Origin of the sequence: Streptococcus sp. C150, from assembly GCF_000187445.1 — a bacterium.
GTDB lineage: Bacteria > Bacillota > Bacilli > Lactobacillales > Streptococcaceae > Streptococcus > Streptococcus raffinosi.
This window is the reverse complement of the sequence record NZ_GL698449.1, coordinates 349,078-364,801: the sequence shown is the minus strand read 5'-3', so window position 1 is coordinate 364,801 and position 15,724 is coordinate 349,078. Positions and strand designations below refer to the sequence as shown.

General features: G+C 40.5%; 19 protein-coding genes. 7 read left to right on the top strand and 12 right to left on the bottom strand.

Going from position 1 to position 15,724, the window contains the following annotated elements:
* Nucleotide 1: 1 nt before the first annotated feature.
* On the top strand, nt 2–640 hold the full coding sequence (locus HMPREF0848_RS01800) for a histidine phosphatase family protein (RefSeq protein WP_008534232.1): 639 nt from the start codon (nt 2–4) through the stop codon (nt 638–640).
* A 97-nt stretch (nt 641–737) separates the two neighbouring features.
* Here the strand turns inward: HMPREF0848_RS01800 and HMPREF0848_RS01795 are convergent, their stop codons facing one another.
* The 4 genes from HMPREF0848_RS01795 to HMPREF0848_RS01780 form a co-directional block, all read right to left on the bottom strand.
* Nucleotides 738–1,160 (bottom strand): hypothetical protein, encoded by a 423-nt coding sequence (locus HMPREF0848_RS01795; protein WP_037608780.1) that lies wholly within the window; start codon nt 1,158–1,160, stop codon nt 738–740.
* 58 nt (nt 1,161–1,218) lie between these two features.
* The gene (locus tag HMPREF0848_RS01790; RefSeq protein ID WP_004183924.1) at nt 1,219–2,121 is read right to left on the bottom strand and encodes an HAD family hydrolase; all 903 of its coding nucleotides are present in this window, start codon (nt 2,119–2,121) and stop codon (nt 1,219–1,221) included.
* A 335-nt stretch (nt 2,122–2,456) separates the two neighbouring features.
* On the bottom strand, nt 2,457–2,936 hold the full coding sequence (locus HMPREF0848_RS01785; RefSeq protein WP_008534230.1) for a hypothetical protein: 480 nt from the start codon (nt 2,934–2,936) through the stop codon (nt 2,457–2,459).
* Nucleotides 2,937–2,949: 13 nt separating this feature from the next.
* Complete coding sequence (locus tag HMPREF0848_RS01780) at nt 2,950–4,281, bottom strand: LysM peptidoglycan-binding domain-containing protein (protein ID WP_037608778.1); 1,332 nt, start codon at nt 4,279–4,281, stop codon at nt 2,950–2,952.
* Nucleotides 4,282–4,499: 218 nt separating this feature from the next.
* On the opposite strand from HMPREF0848_RS01780, the gene lysS reads away from it, so the two are divergent.
* The 3 genes from lysS to HMPREF0848_RS01760 all read left to right on the top strand — a co-directional run bounded on the left by lysS (nt 4,500) and on the right by HMPREF0848_RS01760 (nt 8,365).
* A complete protein-coding gene (gene lysS, locus HMPREF0848_RS01775; protein ID WP_008534227.1) occupies nt 4,500–5,990 on the top strand; it encodes a lysine--tRNA ligase in 1,491 nt (496 codons plus the stop codon).
* Between the two features lie 53 nt (nt 5,991–6,043).
* Entirely contained in the window at nt 6,044–6,589 is a 546-nt protein-coding gene (locus tag HMPREF0848_RS01770; RefSeq protein ID WP_008534225.1) for a DUF7832 domain-containing protein, read from the top strand.
* Between the two features lie 441 nt (nt 6,590–7,030).
* Nucleotides 7,031–8,365 (top strand): Nramp family divalent metal transporter, encoded by a 1,335-nt coding sequence (locus HMPREF0848_RS01760; protein ID WP_037608776.1) that lies wholly within the window; start codon nt 7,031–7,033, stop codon nt 8,363–8,365.
* 39 nt (nt 8,366–8,404) lie between these two features.
* Here HMPREF0848_RS01760 and HMPREF0848_RS01755 read toward each other — a convergent pair whose 3' ends face one another.
* Nucleotides 8,405–8,617, bottom strand: coding sequence for a YdbC family protein (locus HMPREF0848_RS01755; protein WP_004183933.1), 213 nt, complete (start codon nt 8,615–8,617; stop codon nt 8,405–8,407).
* Between the two features lie 122 nt (nt 8,618–8,739).
* Here HMPREF0848_RS01755 and HMPREF0848_RS01750 point away from each other — a divergent pair, with 122 nt between their 5' ends.
* A complete protein-coding gene (locus tag HMPREF0848_RS01750; protein WP_008534223.1) occupies nt 8,740–9,024 on the top strand; it encodes a hypothetical protein in 285 nt (94 codons plus the stop codon).
* A gap of 94 nt (nt 9,025–9,118) precedes the next feature.
* A complete protein-coding gene (locus HMPREF0848_RS01745) occupies nt 9,119–9,658 on the top strand; it encodes a biotin transporter BioY (protein WP_008534222.1) in 540 nt (179 codons plus the stop codon).
* 45 nt (nt 9,659–9,703) lie between these two features.
* On the opposite strand, the gene HMPREF0848_RS10340 is transcribed toward HMPREF0848_RS01745, so the two are convergent.
* The 3 genes from HMPREF0848_RS10340 to HMPREF0848_RS01735 all read right to left on the bottom strand — a co-directional run bounded on the left by HMPREF0848_RS10340 (nt 9,704) and on the right by HMPREF0848_RS01735 (nt 12,332).
* A complete protein-coding gene (locus HMPREF0848_RS10340; protein WP_008534221.1) occupies nt 9,704–10,021 on the bottom strand; it encodes a CHY zinc finger protein in 318 nt (105 codons plus the stop codon).
* Complete coding sequence (locus tag HMPREF0848_RS01740; protein WP_021145677.1) at nt 10,021–11,307, bottom strand: peptidase U32 family protein; 1,287 nt, start codon at nt 11,305–11,307, stop codon at nt 10,021–10,023. The genes HMPREF0848_RS10340 and HMPREF0848_RS01740 overlap by 1 nt, the downstream gene beginning before the upstream one ends.
* Before the next feature lie 95 nt (nt 11,308–11,402).
* Nucleotides 11,403–12,332, bottom strand: a complete 930-nt coding sequence (locus HMPREF0848_RS01735) for a peptidase U32 family protein (RefSeq protein ID WP_008534219.1) — start codon at nt 12,330–12,332, stop codon at nt 11,403–11,405.
* 236 nt (nt 12,333–12,568) lie between these two features.
* On the opposite strand from HMPREF0848_RS01735, the gene HMPREF0848_RS01730 reads away from it, so the two are divergent.
* Entirely contained in the window at nt 12,569–12,865 is a 297-nt protein-coding gene (locus tag HMPREF0848_RS01730) for a DUF3270 domain-containing protein (protein WP_008534218.1), read from the top strand.
* A gap of 135 nt (nt 12,866–13,000) precedes the next feature.
* Here the strand turns inward: HMPREF0848_RS01730 and HMPREF0848_RS01725 are convergent, their stop codons facing one another.
* From HMPREF0848_RS01725 to hprK, 4 genes are all read right to left on the bottom strand, one after another.
* Nucleotides 13,001–13,447, bottom strand: coding sequence for a YtxH domain-containing protein (locus HMPREF0848_RS01725; protein ID WP_008534217.1), 447 nt, complete (start codon nt 13,445–13,447; stop codon nt 13,001–13,003).
* Nucleotides 13,448–13,459: 12 nt separating this feature from the next.
* Nucleotides 13,460–13,858 (bottom strand): DUF948 domain-containing protein, encoded by a 399-nt coding sequence (locus tag HMPREF0848_RS01720; protein WP_002888763.1) that lies wholly within the window; start codon nt 13,856–13,858, stop codon nt 13,460–13,462.
* A 111-nt stretch (nt 13,859–13,969) separates the two neighbouring features.
* On the bottom strand, nt 13,970–14,761 hold the full coding sequence (gene lgt, locus HMPREF0848_RS01715; protein ID WP_008534216.1) for a prolipoprotein diacylglyceryl transferase: 792 nt from the start codon (nt 14,759–14,761) through the stop codon (nt 13,970–13,972).
* Nucleotides 14,761–15,690: an HPr(Ser) kinase/phosphatase gene (gene hprK / locus HMPREF0848_RS01710; RefSeq protein ID WP_008534214.1), complete on the bottom strand. Its 930-nt coding sequence runs from the start codon at nt 15,688–15,690 to the stop codon at nt 14,761–14,763. Before hprK ends, lgt begins: the two co-directional genes overlap by 1 nt.
* Nucleotides 15,691–15,724: the final 34 nt, after the last annotated feature.

Here is a 15,724-nt window from a genome sequence, read left to right as displayed (position 1 = left end):
TATGAAACTATATTTCGTTCGTCATGGTAAAACTGAATGGAACTTAGAAGGACGTCTTCAAGGTGCCAAAGGGGATTCGCCTCTACTTGAAGAATCAATTAAACAAGTACGTGAGCTCGGTCGCTATCTTAGTGACACACATTTTGATCTAGTCTTCTCAAGCGATCTGCCACGCGCTAAAAAAACAACGGAACTCATTATTGAGTCTCAAAAAAGTAAGGTTGAGGTTACCTACACAAAAGCACTGCGTGAATGGAACTTGGGTAAACTTGAAGGCCAAAAGATTTCTTTGGTCCAATCGATTTATCCACAAGAAATGCACGCTTTTCGCAATAACCTAGCCAAATTCCGTGCTAAAGATTTCCATGCAGAGTCTGTTTATAGCACCACTCAACGTGTCGCCCAATTAATCAAAACACTTAAAGATAGTGATGCTAAAAACGTTCTCCTTGTGGGGCACGGAGCTAATTTAACAGCTTCGATTCGTAGCCTCTTGGGATTTGAGCCAGGTCTGCTCCGTCAGGCTGGTGGTCTCGACAACGCATCGGTCACTATTCTTGAAACAGAAGATTGCGAACATTTCACTCTCAAACGTTGGAATGACACATCTTACATGGATAAAGAAAACAAAATCAGCTAAATCATCGTCTAACAAGATAAACCAAGCGATTCTTATTAAGATCGCTTTTTTGGTATTCAAAAAGCCCTTAAAGCAAACACTTTAAGGGCAATCCTTACTAATCTATAGGACTAGGTTCCTCTGGTAGACGATCAAGCTCAACACCAAAACTTCGAGCCAAATCGTCTAATTCCTTTTCAAAAACGTCTAATTCCTGTGAGACAAGGTCAAACTGTCCTTGAGACAGTAAACGTTTAAACCGTAGACCACGACTTAAGACAAATTCCATGTCTATCTTGAGATCACCAGAAACATGCTCCCAATAGTTATTAGCAAATTCTCTTTGCTTTTCTTCAGCCCTGAGGTGATCCGCCAAGGCATAAAATGAATCCCAGGCAACACTTTTCATCTGTTCTGCATCTCTAACACCTTCAAAGAGATCATCACGTTTAGCTTTAAGTGCTTCTACCTCTTTTTCCAGGGCATCACGCTCAGCACATAGTGCTTCAATATCCTGTCTCAGGCTGTTTTTTTCTGTCATTTTCAACCTCCTCCTATCACTCTTTAGACAATAAAACGGCCATTCGAGACCGTTCTATTTATTTGCCATATTTCATACGAATAATTTTTTCTTGATTGGCATCCAAACGAAGAAGGATAACCACCTTATCAATACTCATATTGCTCTCAAGAAGACGCTCAGCTGCCATCATGAGACCATTATTGATGCCCAGTTGCAGAACCGGATTTTCTTTATCGTTAATATCAAAAATATATTTGTTATTAGGAAGGTCGAAAAGTACCTTGACAGCTCCGAAAAGTTGCTCGAAATTATCGATTTCCAAATCAAAAACTGGTTTAGTCCCTGGTTTAAGGCTACGGCCACGGTGGTTAAACCACATCGAATGCCAGCCACCATTGAAGGCACCCATGACATCATTGTCATAAGAATCTCCGACATATAATGTTGTTGACGGATTCATGTCAAACTGTTCAGCTGCAAGATTAAAGATTTCCTTCTCTGGTTTTTGGAAGCCAGTCGCTTGACTAACAATAACACGCTTAGGATCTACATAATCGTAAAGTCCCAACTTTTTAACCTTCTTAAGCTGGTGCTCTGTTGGGCCATTGGTAATAATGCCCATTGGAACCTTCTTTTCCTTGAGGAAATCAAGGGTCATGCGCATCTCATCAAGCATGGTGATATTTTCCAACTCCTGCTCATAAACCTCTTGGAAATGATTGCCCGTTGCTTCATCAATTTCACGGTAACCAAACTCCAAAAGTGTCTCTTTACAGCGCCAAAAACGGAAATACTCGGTTGTCCACTCACCGGCCATTACACGTGGAAAACCAACGTCAGAATAGTGGCGAAAACGAATGTAGGCCTGATTTATGTGTGCCATATCAAAGTCAGGGAAGCATTTTCCCATGGCAATACGATAAGGCGCCTGCTGATCATAAATAGTATCGTCAACGTCAAAAACAATAGAAGTAATCATCTGTCCATTCTTTCTTGAATCAATTCTCTTCTCCAGGGACTTAAACACATTAGTAAGTACACTGACTGACAGAAAAAGTAGCCAGCCTTATAACTGTTTCTCAGCCCGGCAAAAGTTAGCTTTAGGTCAACTGTCCATAGCCAGTCCTGCCTGTCTTATTTGACCTGCATGCAACTGCCCAAACAGCCCTATTATATCGTTTTTACTCTATTTTTTCAATTTTCCACTTCACTTCTTTTAGGTAATCTTGTCTATTTTCTAAGGGTGTTAAGGCATTAAAAAAAGTTTGGAACACCAGGTCCCAAACCTTCAAGCATTTTGAACGAATCTAATGCTTATTGAATTTCTTTAAAGGTCATTTTTTGTTTAACTTCGCCTTGACCGCCTTTAGCAATTTGGTAGAAAAAGTCTTTTGATGTGAAGTGGTCACCATAAGCAAAGACCTTGTTGTATTGCCATTGTGACACTTGATCATTTTCTTTTTTACCAAGGGTAAGCGTTGTTTTCGTTACGCTGTATTCCCATTTAGCTGATTGATCATTGTAGGCCTTGTCAAAATCGCCTTGACTTTTAGCGGCATTAAGAACAGTTGTACGGTCCTGACCGACAATCGCCTTGTTACCACCTTCTTGGAAGGCAACATACATGACACGGTTATTGACCTCACCGTTAAGTGAGCTTGAGTATTGATAAACCTTACCAGGTACAACACTATCTAAATGGTGTGTGCCCCAATAATAGAAAGCACCGAAACCAGTACCCGTAATCACAAGGCAGGCAAGAATCACACTAATAATGATATTTCTCTTTGACATGCTTAGCCCCTCTCTAGTTATCACCATTTAGGTCATCAAAAGTTGCATCTGAGTCTGAATCACTATGACTTGAAGAACTTGATGAATGGTCGTCGCTTGAAGAGCTTGAGCTCATGCGTGATTCTGTTTGAGAATCATTATTTGAAGAATCCTTAGATTCAGATGATTTTTCAGAGCTTGATGATGAGCTTTCTTTTTCTTTGTAAACGTCAACGTTGAAGGTCCATTTATCGCCTTGGTAAGTTACCTTAATTTGCGCATATTTTGCCTTGATTAAATCTGACATCTTGCTGTCTCTGTTAAGAGCGTCATAGATTTTTTCTGCAAGAGCCTTGGCATTAGATTCAGTTTTGGCACCATCTTTAGGTCCATCAACGATATCTTCTGCCTTAGGTGTTTCACCTTGACGATAGAGAGCTGTGCTTTCAGTATCCTTCTTAGCTTCAGTGTTGCCACCTGCTGTATCAGTCACATGTGAGAAGAAAGACCATGCTGGGCTACCTGAGCGTTTTTGTTGATAAACTTGTTCGAATTCGCTTTGAACCTTGTCTTGGAAAGCATCATCAGACAATTCTTTTTCCTTAGAGCTTTCTGTAGTTGGTTTGCTTTCACTACTGCTTGCTGTTGAGCTTGAAGTAGAAGATGATGATCCACTTGTTGAACTTGATGAGCTTGATGAAGCATCTTTAGATTCCTTAGATTCTGATGATGATGAAGATGAATCCTTGCTATCTTTAGAATCTTTAGTATCTTTAGAATCTTTGGTATCTTTGTCACCTGAGTTATTGTTAGTGTTTGAGAATGAAAGACTATTGTCAGAATTATCTGGTGCATAGATAACTGTAGTCTTAGAGTGGTCATCAGATACAAATGTCGTATTTTTGATGACAACACGGTTGTGGTCTCCATAGTAGTTGTTGATAACTACTTTAGAGTTTGCACAACGATGACCGCTACCAGTCACATGGTAATCAGTTGGTACTTGACCATCACGATTCAAGATAAGAACATCACCTGCATAGATAAGGTCAATATTCTGAATATTGTTATCGTAAGCTAATTTTTCAACTGAAATACCAGTAGCTTGAGAGATTCCCCACAAAGTATCTCCCCATTGAATGACGTATTGTTGACCATTCAATTGTTTTGGATTGATATTTTGAGTTGTCAAATTATTTGTAATTTGTTCAGGTGTGCTGGCAATCCAGTTTGTAATGTCAGCAGCATGAGCACTTGTTTGATTTTGATAAAAGCTATCTGCCAAAACAGATACCGTTGGCATCCCAATAGGTGCTAGTAAAGCACCAAACATAAGGGCCTTACCAACATAATTTTTCTTTTTCATCGTATATCCTCCTTATTAAATACGAAACTTACCATGATATTGTACACCTGGCTTATTATATTTGTCAATAAATTCTGTAACTTTCTAATCAAAGATTAATGCTATCTCTCTATTTTTTCTAAAAATAGAGAATTTTCCCTCTGAGATTCAACCATTTCTCCTATCTTTAGAGGTCTATTTATGATACAATGGTAACGACTATTTTATGGAGGACTAACATGTCAAATCAACACATGGAAGAATTAAACGATCAACAAATTGTCCGTCGTGAAAAAATGGCGGCCTTGGCTGAACAAGGAATCGATCCTTTTGGTAAGCGATTCGAACGCACAGCTACATCTGGTCAATTAAAAGAAAAATACGCTGACAAAACAAAAGAAGAATTGCACGAAATCAATGAAACTGCTACAATCGCAGGTCGTTTGATGACTAAACGTGGCAAAGGTAAAGTTGGCTTCGCCCACATCCAAGACCGCGATGGTCAAATCCAAATCTACGTACGTAAAGATGCTGTCGGTGAAGAAAACTACGACATCTTCAAGAAAGCTGACCTTGGTGACTTCCTCGGCGTCGAAGGTGAAGTTATGCGTACAGATATGGGAGAACTTTCTATCAAGGCTACTCATATCACGCACTTGTCTAAAGCCCTTCGCCCATTGCCTGAGAAATTCCACGGACTTTCAGACGTTGAAACCATCTACCGTAAACGTTACCTCGATTTGATTTCTAACCGTGACAGCTTTGACCGCTTTGTCACACGTTCAAAAATCATTTCTGAAATCCGTCGCTACCTCGATGCACAAGGTTTCCTTGAAGTCGAGACACCTGTTCTTCACAATGAAGCTGGTGGTGCTGCTGCTAAACCTTTCATCACTCACCACAATGCACAAAACATCGACATGGTACTTCGTATCGCGACTGAGCTCCACCTCAAACGTCTCATTGTTGGTGGTATGGAACGTGTTTACGAAATCGGACGTATTTTCCGTAACGAAGGTATGGATGCCACTCACAACCCTGAGTTCACATCTATCGAAGTTTACCAAGCTTACGCTGACTTCCACGATATCATGAACTTGACTGAAGGTATCATCCAACATGCTGCTAAAGCGGTTAAAGGTGATGGACCTATCAACTACCAAGGAACTGAAATCAAGATCAACGAACCATTCAAACGCATCCACATGGTTGATGCAATCAAGGAAATCACTGGCGTTAACTTCTGGCAAGATATGACTTTGGATGAAGCCAAAGCAATCGCTGCAGAAAAGAATGTTCCAGTTGAAAAACACTACACTGAAGTTGGTCACATCATCAACGCCTTCTTCGAAGAATTCGTTGAAGAAACCTTGATTCAACCAACTTTCGTTTACGGTCACCCAGTTGCTGTGTCTCCATTGGCTAAGAAAAACCCAGAAGATCCACGCTTCACTGACCGTTTCGAACTCTTCATCATGACAAAAGAGTACGGAAATGCCTTCACCGAATTGAACGACCCAATCGATCAATTGTCACGTTTCGAAGCACAAGCTGCTGCTAAAGAACTCGGTGACGACGAAGCAACAGGCATCGACTACGACTACGTTGAAGCTCTCGAATACGGTATGCCACCAACAGGTGGACTCGGAATCGGTATCGACCGTCTCTGCATGCTTCTCACTGACACAACAACCATCCGTGATGTCTTGTTGTTCCCAACTATGAAATAAAAAGTGATATCCCATTAGTCAAATAATGGGATATTTTTATATGAGGTATAAACGTGTTCAAAAAATTACAGTCCCTATTTAAGAAAAAATCAAGTGTGGGTGAACAGGCTGATACAAAAATAGAAGAAAGCCAAGTAGACTTTCCCATAGACCGCACAGATTATTTCTTCGATCACGCACTTGTATTTTATTGTGAAGAAAACGATATCCCTTCAGAAAAACTAAGCCAATCAGATATGCAAGAGATTAGTAAAAGAGCTGCTTTTCATCTCAGTATCTTCGTAGCTTGGTTAGCAAAACATGATTTTCTTAATCCCCAAAGTGATGGATTTAACCTTGAGGATGCACAAAAACTCAAGAATGAAAAGATTACAGGTACAGACTATCTCTTTAAACATCTTGATGAAAAACTCTATTCAAATGACGTTAGTGACATACTCCTCCCCTTTATCTCTGATTTTTATGAAGATTATATGGATTTTTGCTATACAGTCTTGGTTGATGATGTTGCGAGAACTGAATTTGACTGGAAAATCTATCACATGGTTGAAAATGACATTGACGAGATGTTCAGTCAATATAAGACTCACATCAGATAATATTTAAAAACGCTTCTCTCAATCGAGAGAAGCATTTTCTTATGTCCAAATTTTTGCTTTTGATACTGATACCCAAACTGATTGACATGTAAGGACTGCTACTGCATAGATAGCGTATTGTTTAGCAGGATAAACCATACTTTGTTTTCTTTGTACTAAAGAGACTTCCAGAGACCAATGTAATCTCCTGTCAGTCCAGGATTTTCAAGGTGCTCTATCTAGTTCGATGGCAAATTATCTAGTTAATTTTTCTACCTCATCCATTAAATACTCTACTTTTATAGTTGAGTATAAAAAGCCAATGCTAAAAAGTCAGATTTGACAAATATGCCAACGTCTTGCAAAATCTTGCACATCTTTCTCATAGTGTTATAATTAGGTTGTCTGGCTGAGTGGTAATAGTGACACTTCCATTCAGATAAGACTTAGAAAGAGGTGCTTATGACATCTTTAAAAAAGGTTTCACTTTCTGAAGTGAACCAATCAATTGATACACCAAATAATAACCGTTTTGGGCAAAATCTCAAGGCTTTCTTAGGCCCTGGAGCACTAGTGGCTGTGGGATACATGGATCCCGGAAACTGGATTACCAGTGTTGTTGGTGGTGCAACCTACAAGTACAGTTTGCTTTTCATTATCTTAATTTCCTCTTTGATTGCCATGCAGTTGCAACAAATGTCTGGGAAATTAGGGATTGTAACCCAGATGGACTTGGCGCAAGCTACTGCCTTTCACTCGCCAAAATGGTTGCGATACACGCTTTGGGTTATCTTGGAGTTAGCCTTGATGGCGACGGACTTGGCTGAGGTGCTTGGTTCTGCCATCGCCTTAAACCTTCTCTTTGGTATCCCAATCATGATTGCCATTCTGGCAACTGTCCTAGACGTCTTCCTGCTACTACTCATCATGAAGCTAGGTTTCAAGAAAATCGAAGCGATTGTTTCTACCTTAATTTTGACAATCTTGATTATCTTTGTCTATCTAGTGGCCTTGTCCGAGCCTAGTATAACAGGAATTCTCAAGGGCTATCTCCCTACAGCGACTCTATTTGAGCCACATGCTCCTGGACATACCAGCCAGTTGACCTTGGCACTTGGGATTGTCGGGGCAACGGTTATGCCTCACAACCTCTACTTACATTCATCCATATCTCAGACACGTAAGGTAGACCACACTGATGGAAAAGATGTAACCAAGGCTGTGCGCTTCATGACTTGGGATTCTAATATTCAGTTGAGTTTGGCCTTTGTGGTGAACTCCCTCCTCTTGATTTTGGGGGCGGCTCTCTTCTATGGTCATGCTTCTGATATTTCGGCATTTTCACAAATGTACGATGCCCTTCAAGACTCTAAGATTGCCGGTGCGATAGCTAGTTCGACACTTTCAACACTCTTTGCCTTGGCGCTCTTGGCTAGTGGTCAAAACTCTACTATCACCGGAACCTTGACAGGTCAGATTGTTATGGAAGGTTTCCTTCATATGAGGTTGCCACAGTGGGTGATTCGTTTGTTCACACGTCTTTTTGCCCTCCTACCTGTCATCATCGTAGCCATTCTTTACGGTGATCAAGAAAAGATTTTGGATCAACTTTTGGTTTACTCTCAGGTTTTCCTTTCACTTGCCTTGCCATTCTCTATTTTCCCTCTGATTTACTATACTTCTAAAAAATCACTCATGGGAAAACACGTCAATGCCAAGTGGAATACTTTGCTTGGCTATGCCATCGCTATTATCCTAACCATTCTTAATCTCAAACTTATCTTTGATACGTTTTAAACACAAAAATAAGGCCAGCTCTTCTGCTGACCTTATTTCTTATTTTTTGAAGGCATCAACTAGAACTTGGAATTCTTCGTTGCTAAGGGTTATACCTTTACCCATCTTAGTGTGGTCTGGGCTCCAGCTACGGATGTCATACTTGGCTGGTGCTCCGTTAAAGCTCACGCGGTTAAGTTCCTTGGTCCAACCCTTGTCGTTCTCGGACAAGACCAAGAGTTTTTCTTCAATTTCAAATGAAAATTCTGCCATTTTGTACCTCCACTAGGTTTATTCGTTTTTTTCTGTGAAAATGGTGCGATTTTGACTAACTTATCCACAAAATGTCACCTTTCATGCTATAATTATTTTAACAAGAAACGAGGGAAATGACCATGATAAACTTTTTAGAAGCGGTAAAGCATCAGCTTCATCAGTTTGTGGAAACAGGTCACAGCAAACCTGTCCACCTACTGCAGAATCAGCTTATTAATGATATCTATCATGCTATTGATAATAAACAGATGGTCATGCTGACGTCTAACCAAAAGATTTATAAAGGGTACATCAATCGTTATGACAGGGAACGACAAGCACTCTTCATCGAACAAGATAAGGTTATCAGCATGATTGAACTAAAAGACATTAAACGTCTCAAAATCATACCACAACGAAGTTAACGAAATAGTTAACTTTGTTTTATTTTTCAGTTGACTAAAAATATACTACTTGCTATAATAAGTTAACTGTTGTATGAATGGAGGTTAACTAAAAATGTCAAAGAATCGTACACTTTATATCATCATTCCAGCTTTTGGTGCTGCTATCATTGCTGCCCTATCACAAATCATCATTCCGATAGGAGCGGTGCCCATCACCTTACAGACCTTTGCTGTAGGACTGGTGGCTGCCATTTTTAAACCGAGGGAAGCTACCCTTGCTGCTCTCCTCTATCTTATTCTCGGTGCAATTGGTCTACCCGTTTTCGCAGGAGGTAGCGGTGGTTTTCAAACCTTCTTTAGTCCAATAGCTGGTTATATACTTGCCTATCCCCTTTTCGCCTTTATCACTTCTAAACTGACCAATGCTGATACACCCATTTGGAAAATCTTTTTGGCTTTTGTTTTAGGAGATGTCCCAGTATTTGTCGGTGGAATTCTCACCCTTCACTTCCTGGGAAATATGGGTTGGTCTACAGCCGTAGCTGTCGGTTTGACACCTTTTATCATTCCTGACCTGTTAAAAGGACTCATCGTCTCTTTGGTGACTAAGCCAGTTTTAAAAGCACTAAAAAATCATAGCTACTTTAACTAAAAAAGATTGAAGACTTTGTTCGTTGGAACAGAATCTTCAATCTTTTTATTTTGCAAAATAAATGTCATAGTGCTTTGAACAAGCTGGGTTAAACCGACTGTGACAATTGGGACAGGCTACTGCCTCTTGGTACTCCTCAATAGTCATTTCCTGCCTACAAACACCGCAAATAAGAACCTTGTCCTCCTTCAACTGACAAGGATAGGCTCGAAACTTGTGGTCCTCCAAGCTATCATGACACTGATAACAAGCATAATATTTTTGACACTGGAAACATTTTAGGGCAACAATATCAAGCTCTGTGTGATAATGCTGGCACCTGCTCTCATTATCTACTAAAAGACCGTTTATTTTTTTCGTCATTAGGCACGAACAGTTTTACTTGAACCGTCTTTTTGGTAGAGGTTAATCAAACCTTCTTTGGTTGAACGAATCATATCACCAGGTTTAACTTCTTGTGGGACAGTGATCGTAAGAAGTTCCATAGGGTTTGGTGCACGGTCAATCTTATTACCATTTGAATCGTGAAGGTCCTTGATGTCACACTCGAAATGACGGAAGCCTGGTCCGTAGAATTCAACGTGGTCACCTTCGAGGATAACATTACGTTGACGGATTGTAGCTGTCATAGTTGCTGGGTCAAAGTCAACGACTTCACCAACAAATTTGTATTGTGGAATTTTACGACGGGCACCAAAGAGTTGCTCGTTTTCTGTTGGTGTCTTGTAGTAGAAACCTGTTGCCAATTCACGTTGGGCAACTTTCCAAAGCTCATCAATCAAATCATCTTTGATGGCGTAAAAGGCTTCTGCACTTTCCATGTAGGCGTCACAGGCAGCCTTGTAACAGTTGGCAACCGTCGAAACATAGTGGACAGATTTCATACGACCTTCGATCTTAAGGCTATCAACACCATTATCGATAAGGTCTGGGATGTTTTCAATCATACACATGTCAACGGCTGACATTGAGTATTCTTCAGGAACTTCACCATGAATACTCTTACGCTCTTGGCCGAATGGCATGTCGTAAAGGTCGTATTTCCAGCGGCATGACTGAGAGCAACCACCACGGTTGGCATCACGGTCTGACATATGGTTAGAAAGGGTACAGCGACCTGAGTATGAGATGCACATAGCACCGTGGACAAAGGCTTCGATTTCAAGATCCGTGCGTTTACGGATTTCGGCCAATTCTTCCATGGTAACCTCACGTGCTAAAACAACACGGGTCAAACCATACTGTTTCCAAAAATGGAAGGTTTCAACGTTTGTCGCAGATGCTTGCGTTGACAAGTGGATATTGAGTCCTGGAGCGTAGGTTGAACAGATTTCAATCAAGGCTGGGTCAGATACGATAACGGCATCAAGTCCCATGTCACGCAATTCACGGAACCACTCACCAGCACCTTTTTCATTTCCTTCATGGGTAACCATGTTTGAGGCAACGTGCACATCAACACCACGAGCGTGAGCGTATTCGATACCTTCACGAAGTTCATCCATGGTAAAGTTTCCGGCACGGCTACGCAAACCATAGGCTTGTCCACCAACAAAAACAGCATCTGCGCCGTAATTTACAGCGACTTTTAATTTTTCCAAAGTCCCAGCAGGTACCAGAACCTCTGGGCGTTTTTTAGTTGTAGTCATAATTTCTCCAATTTGCAAGATTGTCGATTTTAGTTTTTAGAAGGCTCCTTCGTTCCCTGAAAATGGAAAACTCTCAAACGAAGGAGGAAGTATGTTTATTTTACACGGTCAGGTTCATAATCATAGAAACCTGTATCCAAACCACGGTTGGCTGGGTGTAATTTGTGAATAGCCTCATCAAAAAGGAAGGCTTGGTCTTGTGAAAATTCGCCAGCTTCAATGAGGTCACGAGCCTTCACAAAATACTCAGTAATTTTTACAAAGTTTTCACCCGGACAATAAACGCCATCCAATTTCCAGTGGTCAAAGCCATGTTCGATGAGTTCTGAAAGCTTGGTCATCATATCCAGGTCATTGTTGGCAAAGATATGTGTTCCATGCAAGTCTTCATAAACTGAGTAGTGAGAATCTGGATCTCCAGGCTCAGAGAGGAAAAGGTCACGTTCTTTAGTAACAGATTCATCTGTTTTGATAAAGTTGTAATAGTTTTGAAGAAGCGGACGTTTGGAATGGTGAATGATACTTGCCCCATAGACCAAAACCTCAGCTGGAATTTGAAGATTTTCAGCCATGATGAAGAGTTCCGCAGACGGAATCTCACGAGCCAAAACTGCTTCAGAAGCTCCTGCTTGTTTGCCCCAGAAATTAATCTGACGGCTAGAGGTTACCATGGTTGAAGCATCATAAATCATTTTGAAGGGACGATTGTCACGGTTACAGATGTAGAAAACTCCCGCATCACCAACCGTGATATAATCTGCCTTGATTTCTTCAAGAAAATCAAGGTAGTCTGGAAGAGCATCCATCATACCTTGGTGCATGAGGGCATTAACTGCAACAGTTAATTCCTTACCTGACTCATGTACCAGCTCTGCAATCTTTCGCATTTCTGCGAATGAAAAAGGCTTTGGCAAACGAAGGCCGAAGGCTTTTTCGCCGATGTAAATACGATCTACGCCAAGTTCTAGGAGCTCACGTGCCTGCTCGTAGCTCTCAGCTGTCGCTGTAATCACTATTTTTTCCATAACTTACATTATAGCACAAATAACCTAATTATTTTAGAATTTTTAGTCTATTTATGTGTATTTAGATATTTATATTTAGTTTTCGAATACTCGATTTTAGAGAAAATACAAAAAAACTTTGCAAGTCCAATTTTTTTATGGTATTATTAATGAGATTCTAAATAGTGAAATACTGACTGAGTCATTTTGCCAACACTAAAAGTGTTTTAGGTATCTGATATAGAAAGGAGGCAGACATGGCTGACAACTTAAACCGTCAATTTGATCACATGGAAGATCTTGAGAGTGATAGCTCACAAATGACTAGTTATCAGGATTATCAAGGCTTAAACAATAATAGTATTAAGCTACAAGATATGATTTTCTTCGGACGTATCTCAAGCTTCTGTATTTCAACAGTCCTAGTTGCCTTCCTTTTCTTGGTAGCACAGGTGGCTTCCTTCTGGGCCTTTTTCTGGGCTATTACAATTAGTATCCTGGGACAGGTTGGCATTTACTTCCTCATCGAAAATTATAAAGCAAAAAAACGTTGATTTCGGGTCAACGTTTTTCTTGTCATTTCATTAGACAATACTGTCACTCAATGACAAATGTCTTTGAAGTCCTGACTAACATAGAAGTCCAGTTTAACTTTTCCAAGCACTAAAAAAAGCCCAGCGGGCTCTTTTTTAGTTTGCTTCTGATTCTGCTGCTGCTTCAGAAATATCTTTGATATCAATCACGATATCATCAACCATAGCTTGTGTTTTAGCCTCCACATCTGCTTGTTCAGGTGTCACTTGGGCTGTTTTTTCTTTGATTAATTCAAAGCTATCTTTTGCAAATTCAGCAACTTGAGCTGTTTTTTCTTGAACGGCTTTTGTCAAATCATCTGCAGTGATATCACCATTTTCAAATTTTGTTTTGTAGTCTTGGAAAGTATCAACTGCCAAATCTTTGTAGTCGTTAGCTTTTTCCACCACTTGATTTTGGTAAGCTTTAGGATCTTCTTTGAATGAGGCAATCTCCTCATCAATACGAGTCTTAACGGCTTTACCTTTTTCAGTAGTGAAGAAATAAGCTGCAGCAGCTCCAGAAGCTGCTCCAATAACTAGGGTATTTAGAAATTTACTCATGAAAAGACCTCCTTATTTTTTCTTGTCTTTTTTACGAAATAGTTTTGAGGCTATCTTACCAACAGCGTAGGCTGAACCAGCTTTACCAACACTTGCACCTGCAGCGCTTGCCTTAGCACCAAGGTAACGGGCTTCAGTATTCAAATCAGAAACACTTTCAGAAAGCTCAGCTACTGCCACAAAGAGTGGATCGATGGTTTGAACTTTTTCGTTGACATCTTCGACCAAAACATTAGCTTTAGCCAAGATTTCATTAGTCTGATGAAGTGTGACATTAATATCTGTGCGTAGAACAGCAACCGTTTCTTCAACTTCTTTGACCACATGACGTGTACGAAGTAGTGTTGGAATCAATGCAACTAAGAAGGCTGCAAGAGCGATTGCGATAATAAGAAATGCAATTTCTGCCATTTTTTGGACTCCTTTTTACCTTTTAAAGAAAAACTGAATTAAATTTCCAGCTTTTTTTGACATTCGTTATGATAAATTTCATTATATTATAACAAAGTCTGAGTGGTATGACTAGTTTTTCATTTTATAATCTGCTTCGGGGCGTTGCTTGCGGAAATAGAGCAAGACTATTCCCAAGATAAGAATGGCGATGCTGACCCATTGGGAAACACGCAAGCCAGCGAACATGAGGCTATCCGTACGCATTCCCTCAATCACAAAACGTCCAATACCATACCAGATAAGATAGAATGAGGTCGAATCTCCCTGTCGTAGTCCCTTTTTAAAACGTCGCAGTCCTAGAATAATAAGAAAGCCTAGTAAATTCCACAGACTCTCGTAAAGGAAAGTGGGAACACGATAACTGCCTTCGATATACATCTGTTGACGAATCCATTCGGGAACATAGTTGAGATGACTAACTGCCTTCCCGTAGGCTTCCTGGTTAATAAAGTTGCCCCAACGTCCGATACTCTGAGCAATCATAACGCCAGGTACCGTAATATCCAAAAAGTCTAAAACAGCAATGGCATGGCGCTTAGCAAACCAATAAAGAACAGCCGCTCCGGCAATCAAACCTCCATAGATAGCAATCCCACCATTCCAAATAGCGAGAATTTCCGATGGATTTTGGCTGTAATAAGACCACTGGAAGATCACATAATAGAATCGTGCACCGATAATGGCTATTGGAAAAGCAAGGAGAATGAAATCTAAGATATTTTCAGGATCTATCCCCTTTTCGGGAGCCCAACGCTGGGCTAAATAAACAGCAAGTAAAAGACCAGATACAATACAGATAGCATACCAATGAATGCTGATGGGACCAAGCTTTAGGGCAATTGGATCAATAGTTGCTAACATCACTTTTCTCCGTTCTCACTAATGAGTTTTGTTAAGCGGTCTTCGAAGGTTTTAGTCGCATCAAATCCCATCTGTTTGGCACGATAGTTCATGGCTGCAGCTTCGATAACAATAGATATGTTACGACCGGTTTTAACTGGAATGCGAACGCATGGAATCTTAACCCCTTGCAATTCAATCTCTTCATTGCCATTTCCGAGTCGGTCAAAAATCTTACCTTTTTCAAAGTTTTCAAGGTAGATAGCCAACTGAACTTGAGAAGAATTACGAACAGCACTTGCTCCGTAGAGGCTCATGACATCAATAATCCCAACACCACGAATTTCAAGAAGGTGGCGAAGAATCTCGGCTGGCTCACCCCAGAGGGTTTCCTCATCCTTGGCATAAACATCTACACGGTCATCCGCAACCAAACGGTGACCACGTTTAACCAACTCAAGCCCTGTCTCACTCTTACCGATACCGGAGTCACCTTGAATAAGTACGCCCATTCCGTAGATATCTACTAAGACACCATGAACACTGGTACGTTCAGCCAACTGTGCATTGAGGTACCAAGACATCTCACCAGAAAGTGTTGATGTTCCGTTATGGCCTTGGAGCACACAAACGCCATTTTCCTTGGCAGCTCGAAGCATTTCCTTAGGAATTTCAAGCTCACGTGCTACGATAATAGCTGGCGTTTCCTTTTTGAACATAGTACTGAAGACTGAGTAACGGTTATAGTCAGTCATAGTATTAAGGTAAGACCACTCCTTCATCCCAACCAATTGGATTCGTTCTGGCGAATAGTAGTCAAAATAACCCGTCATTTCTAACCCTGGACGAGAGATATCAGCGGTTGTAATTGGTTTTTCTAATAGCTCTTTGGTACCATAAATAACCTTGAGTTTAACCTTATCAACCAACATTTTAACGGTTACTGTCATGTGATTTCCTCCGATTTTTTACTAGTTTTATTGT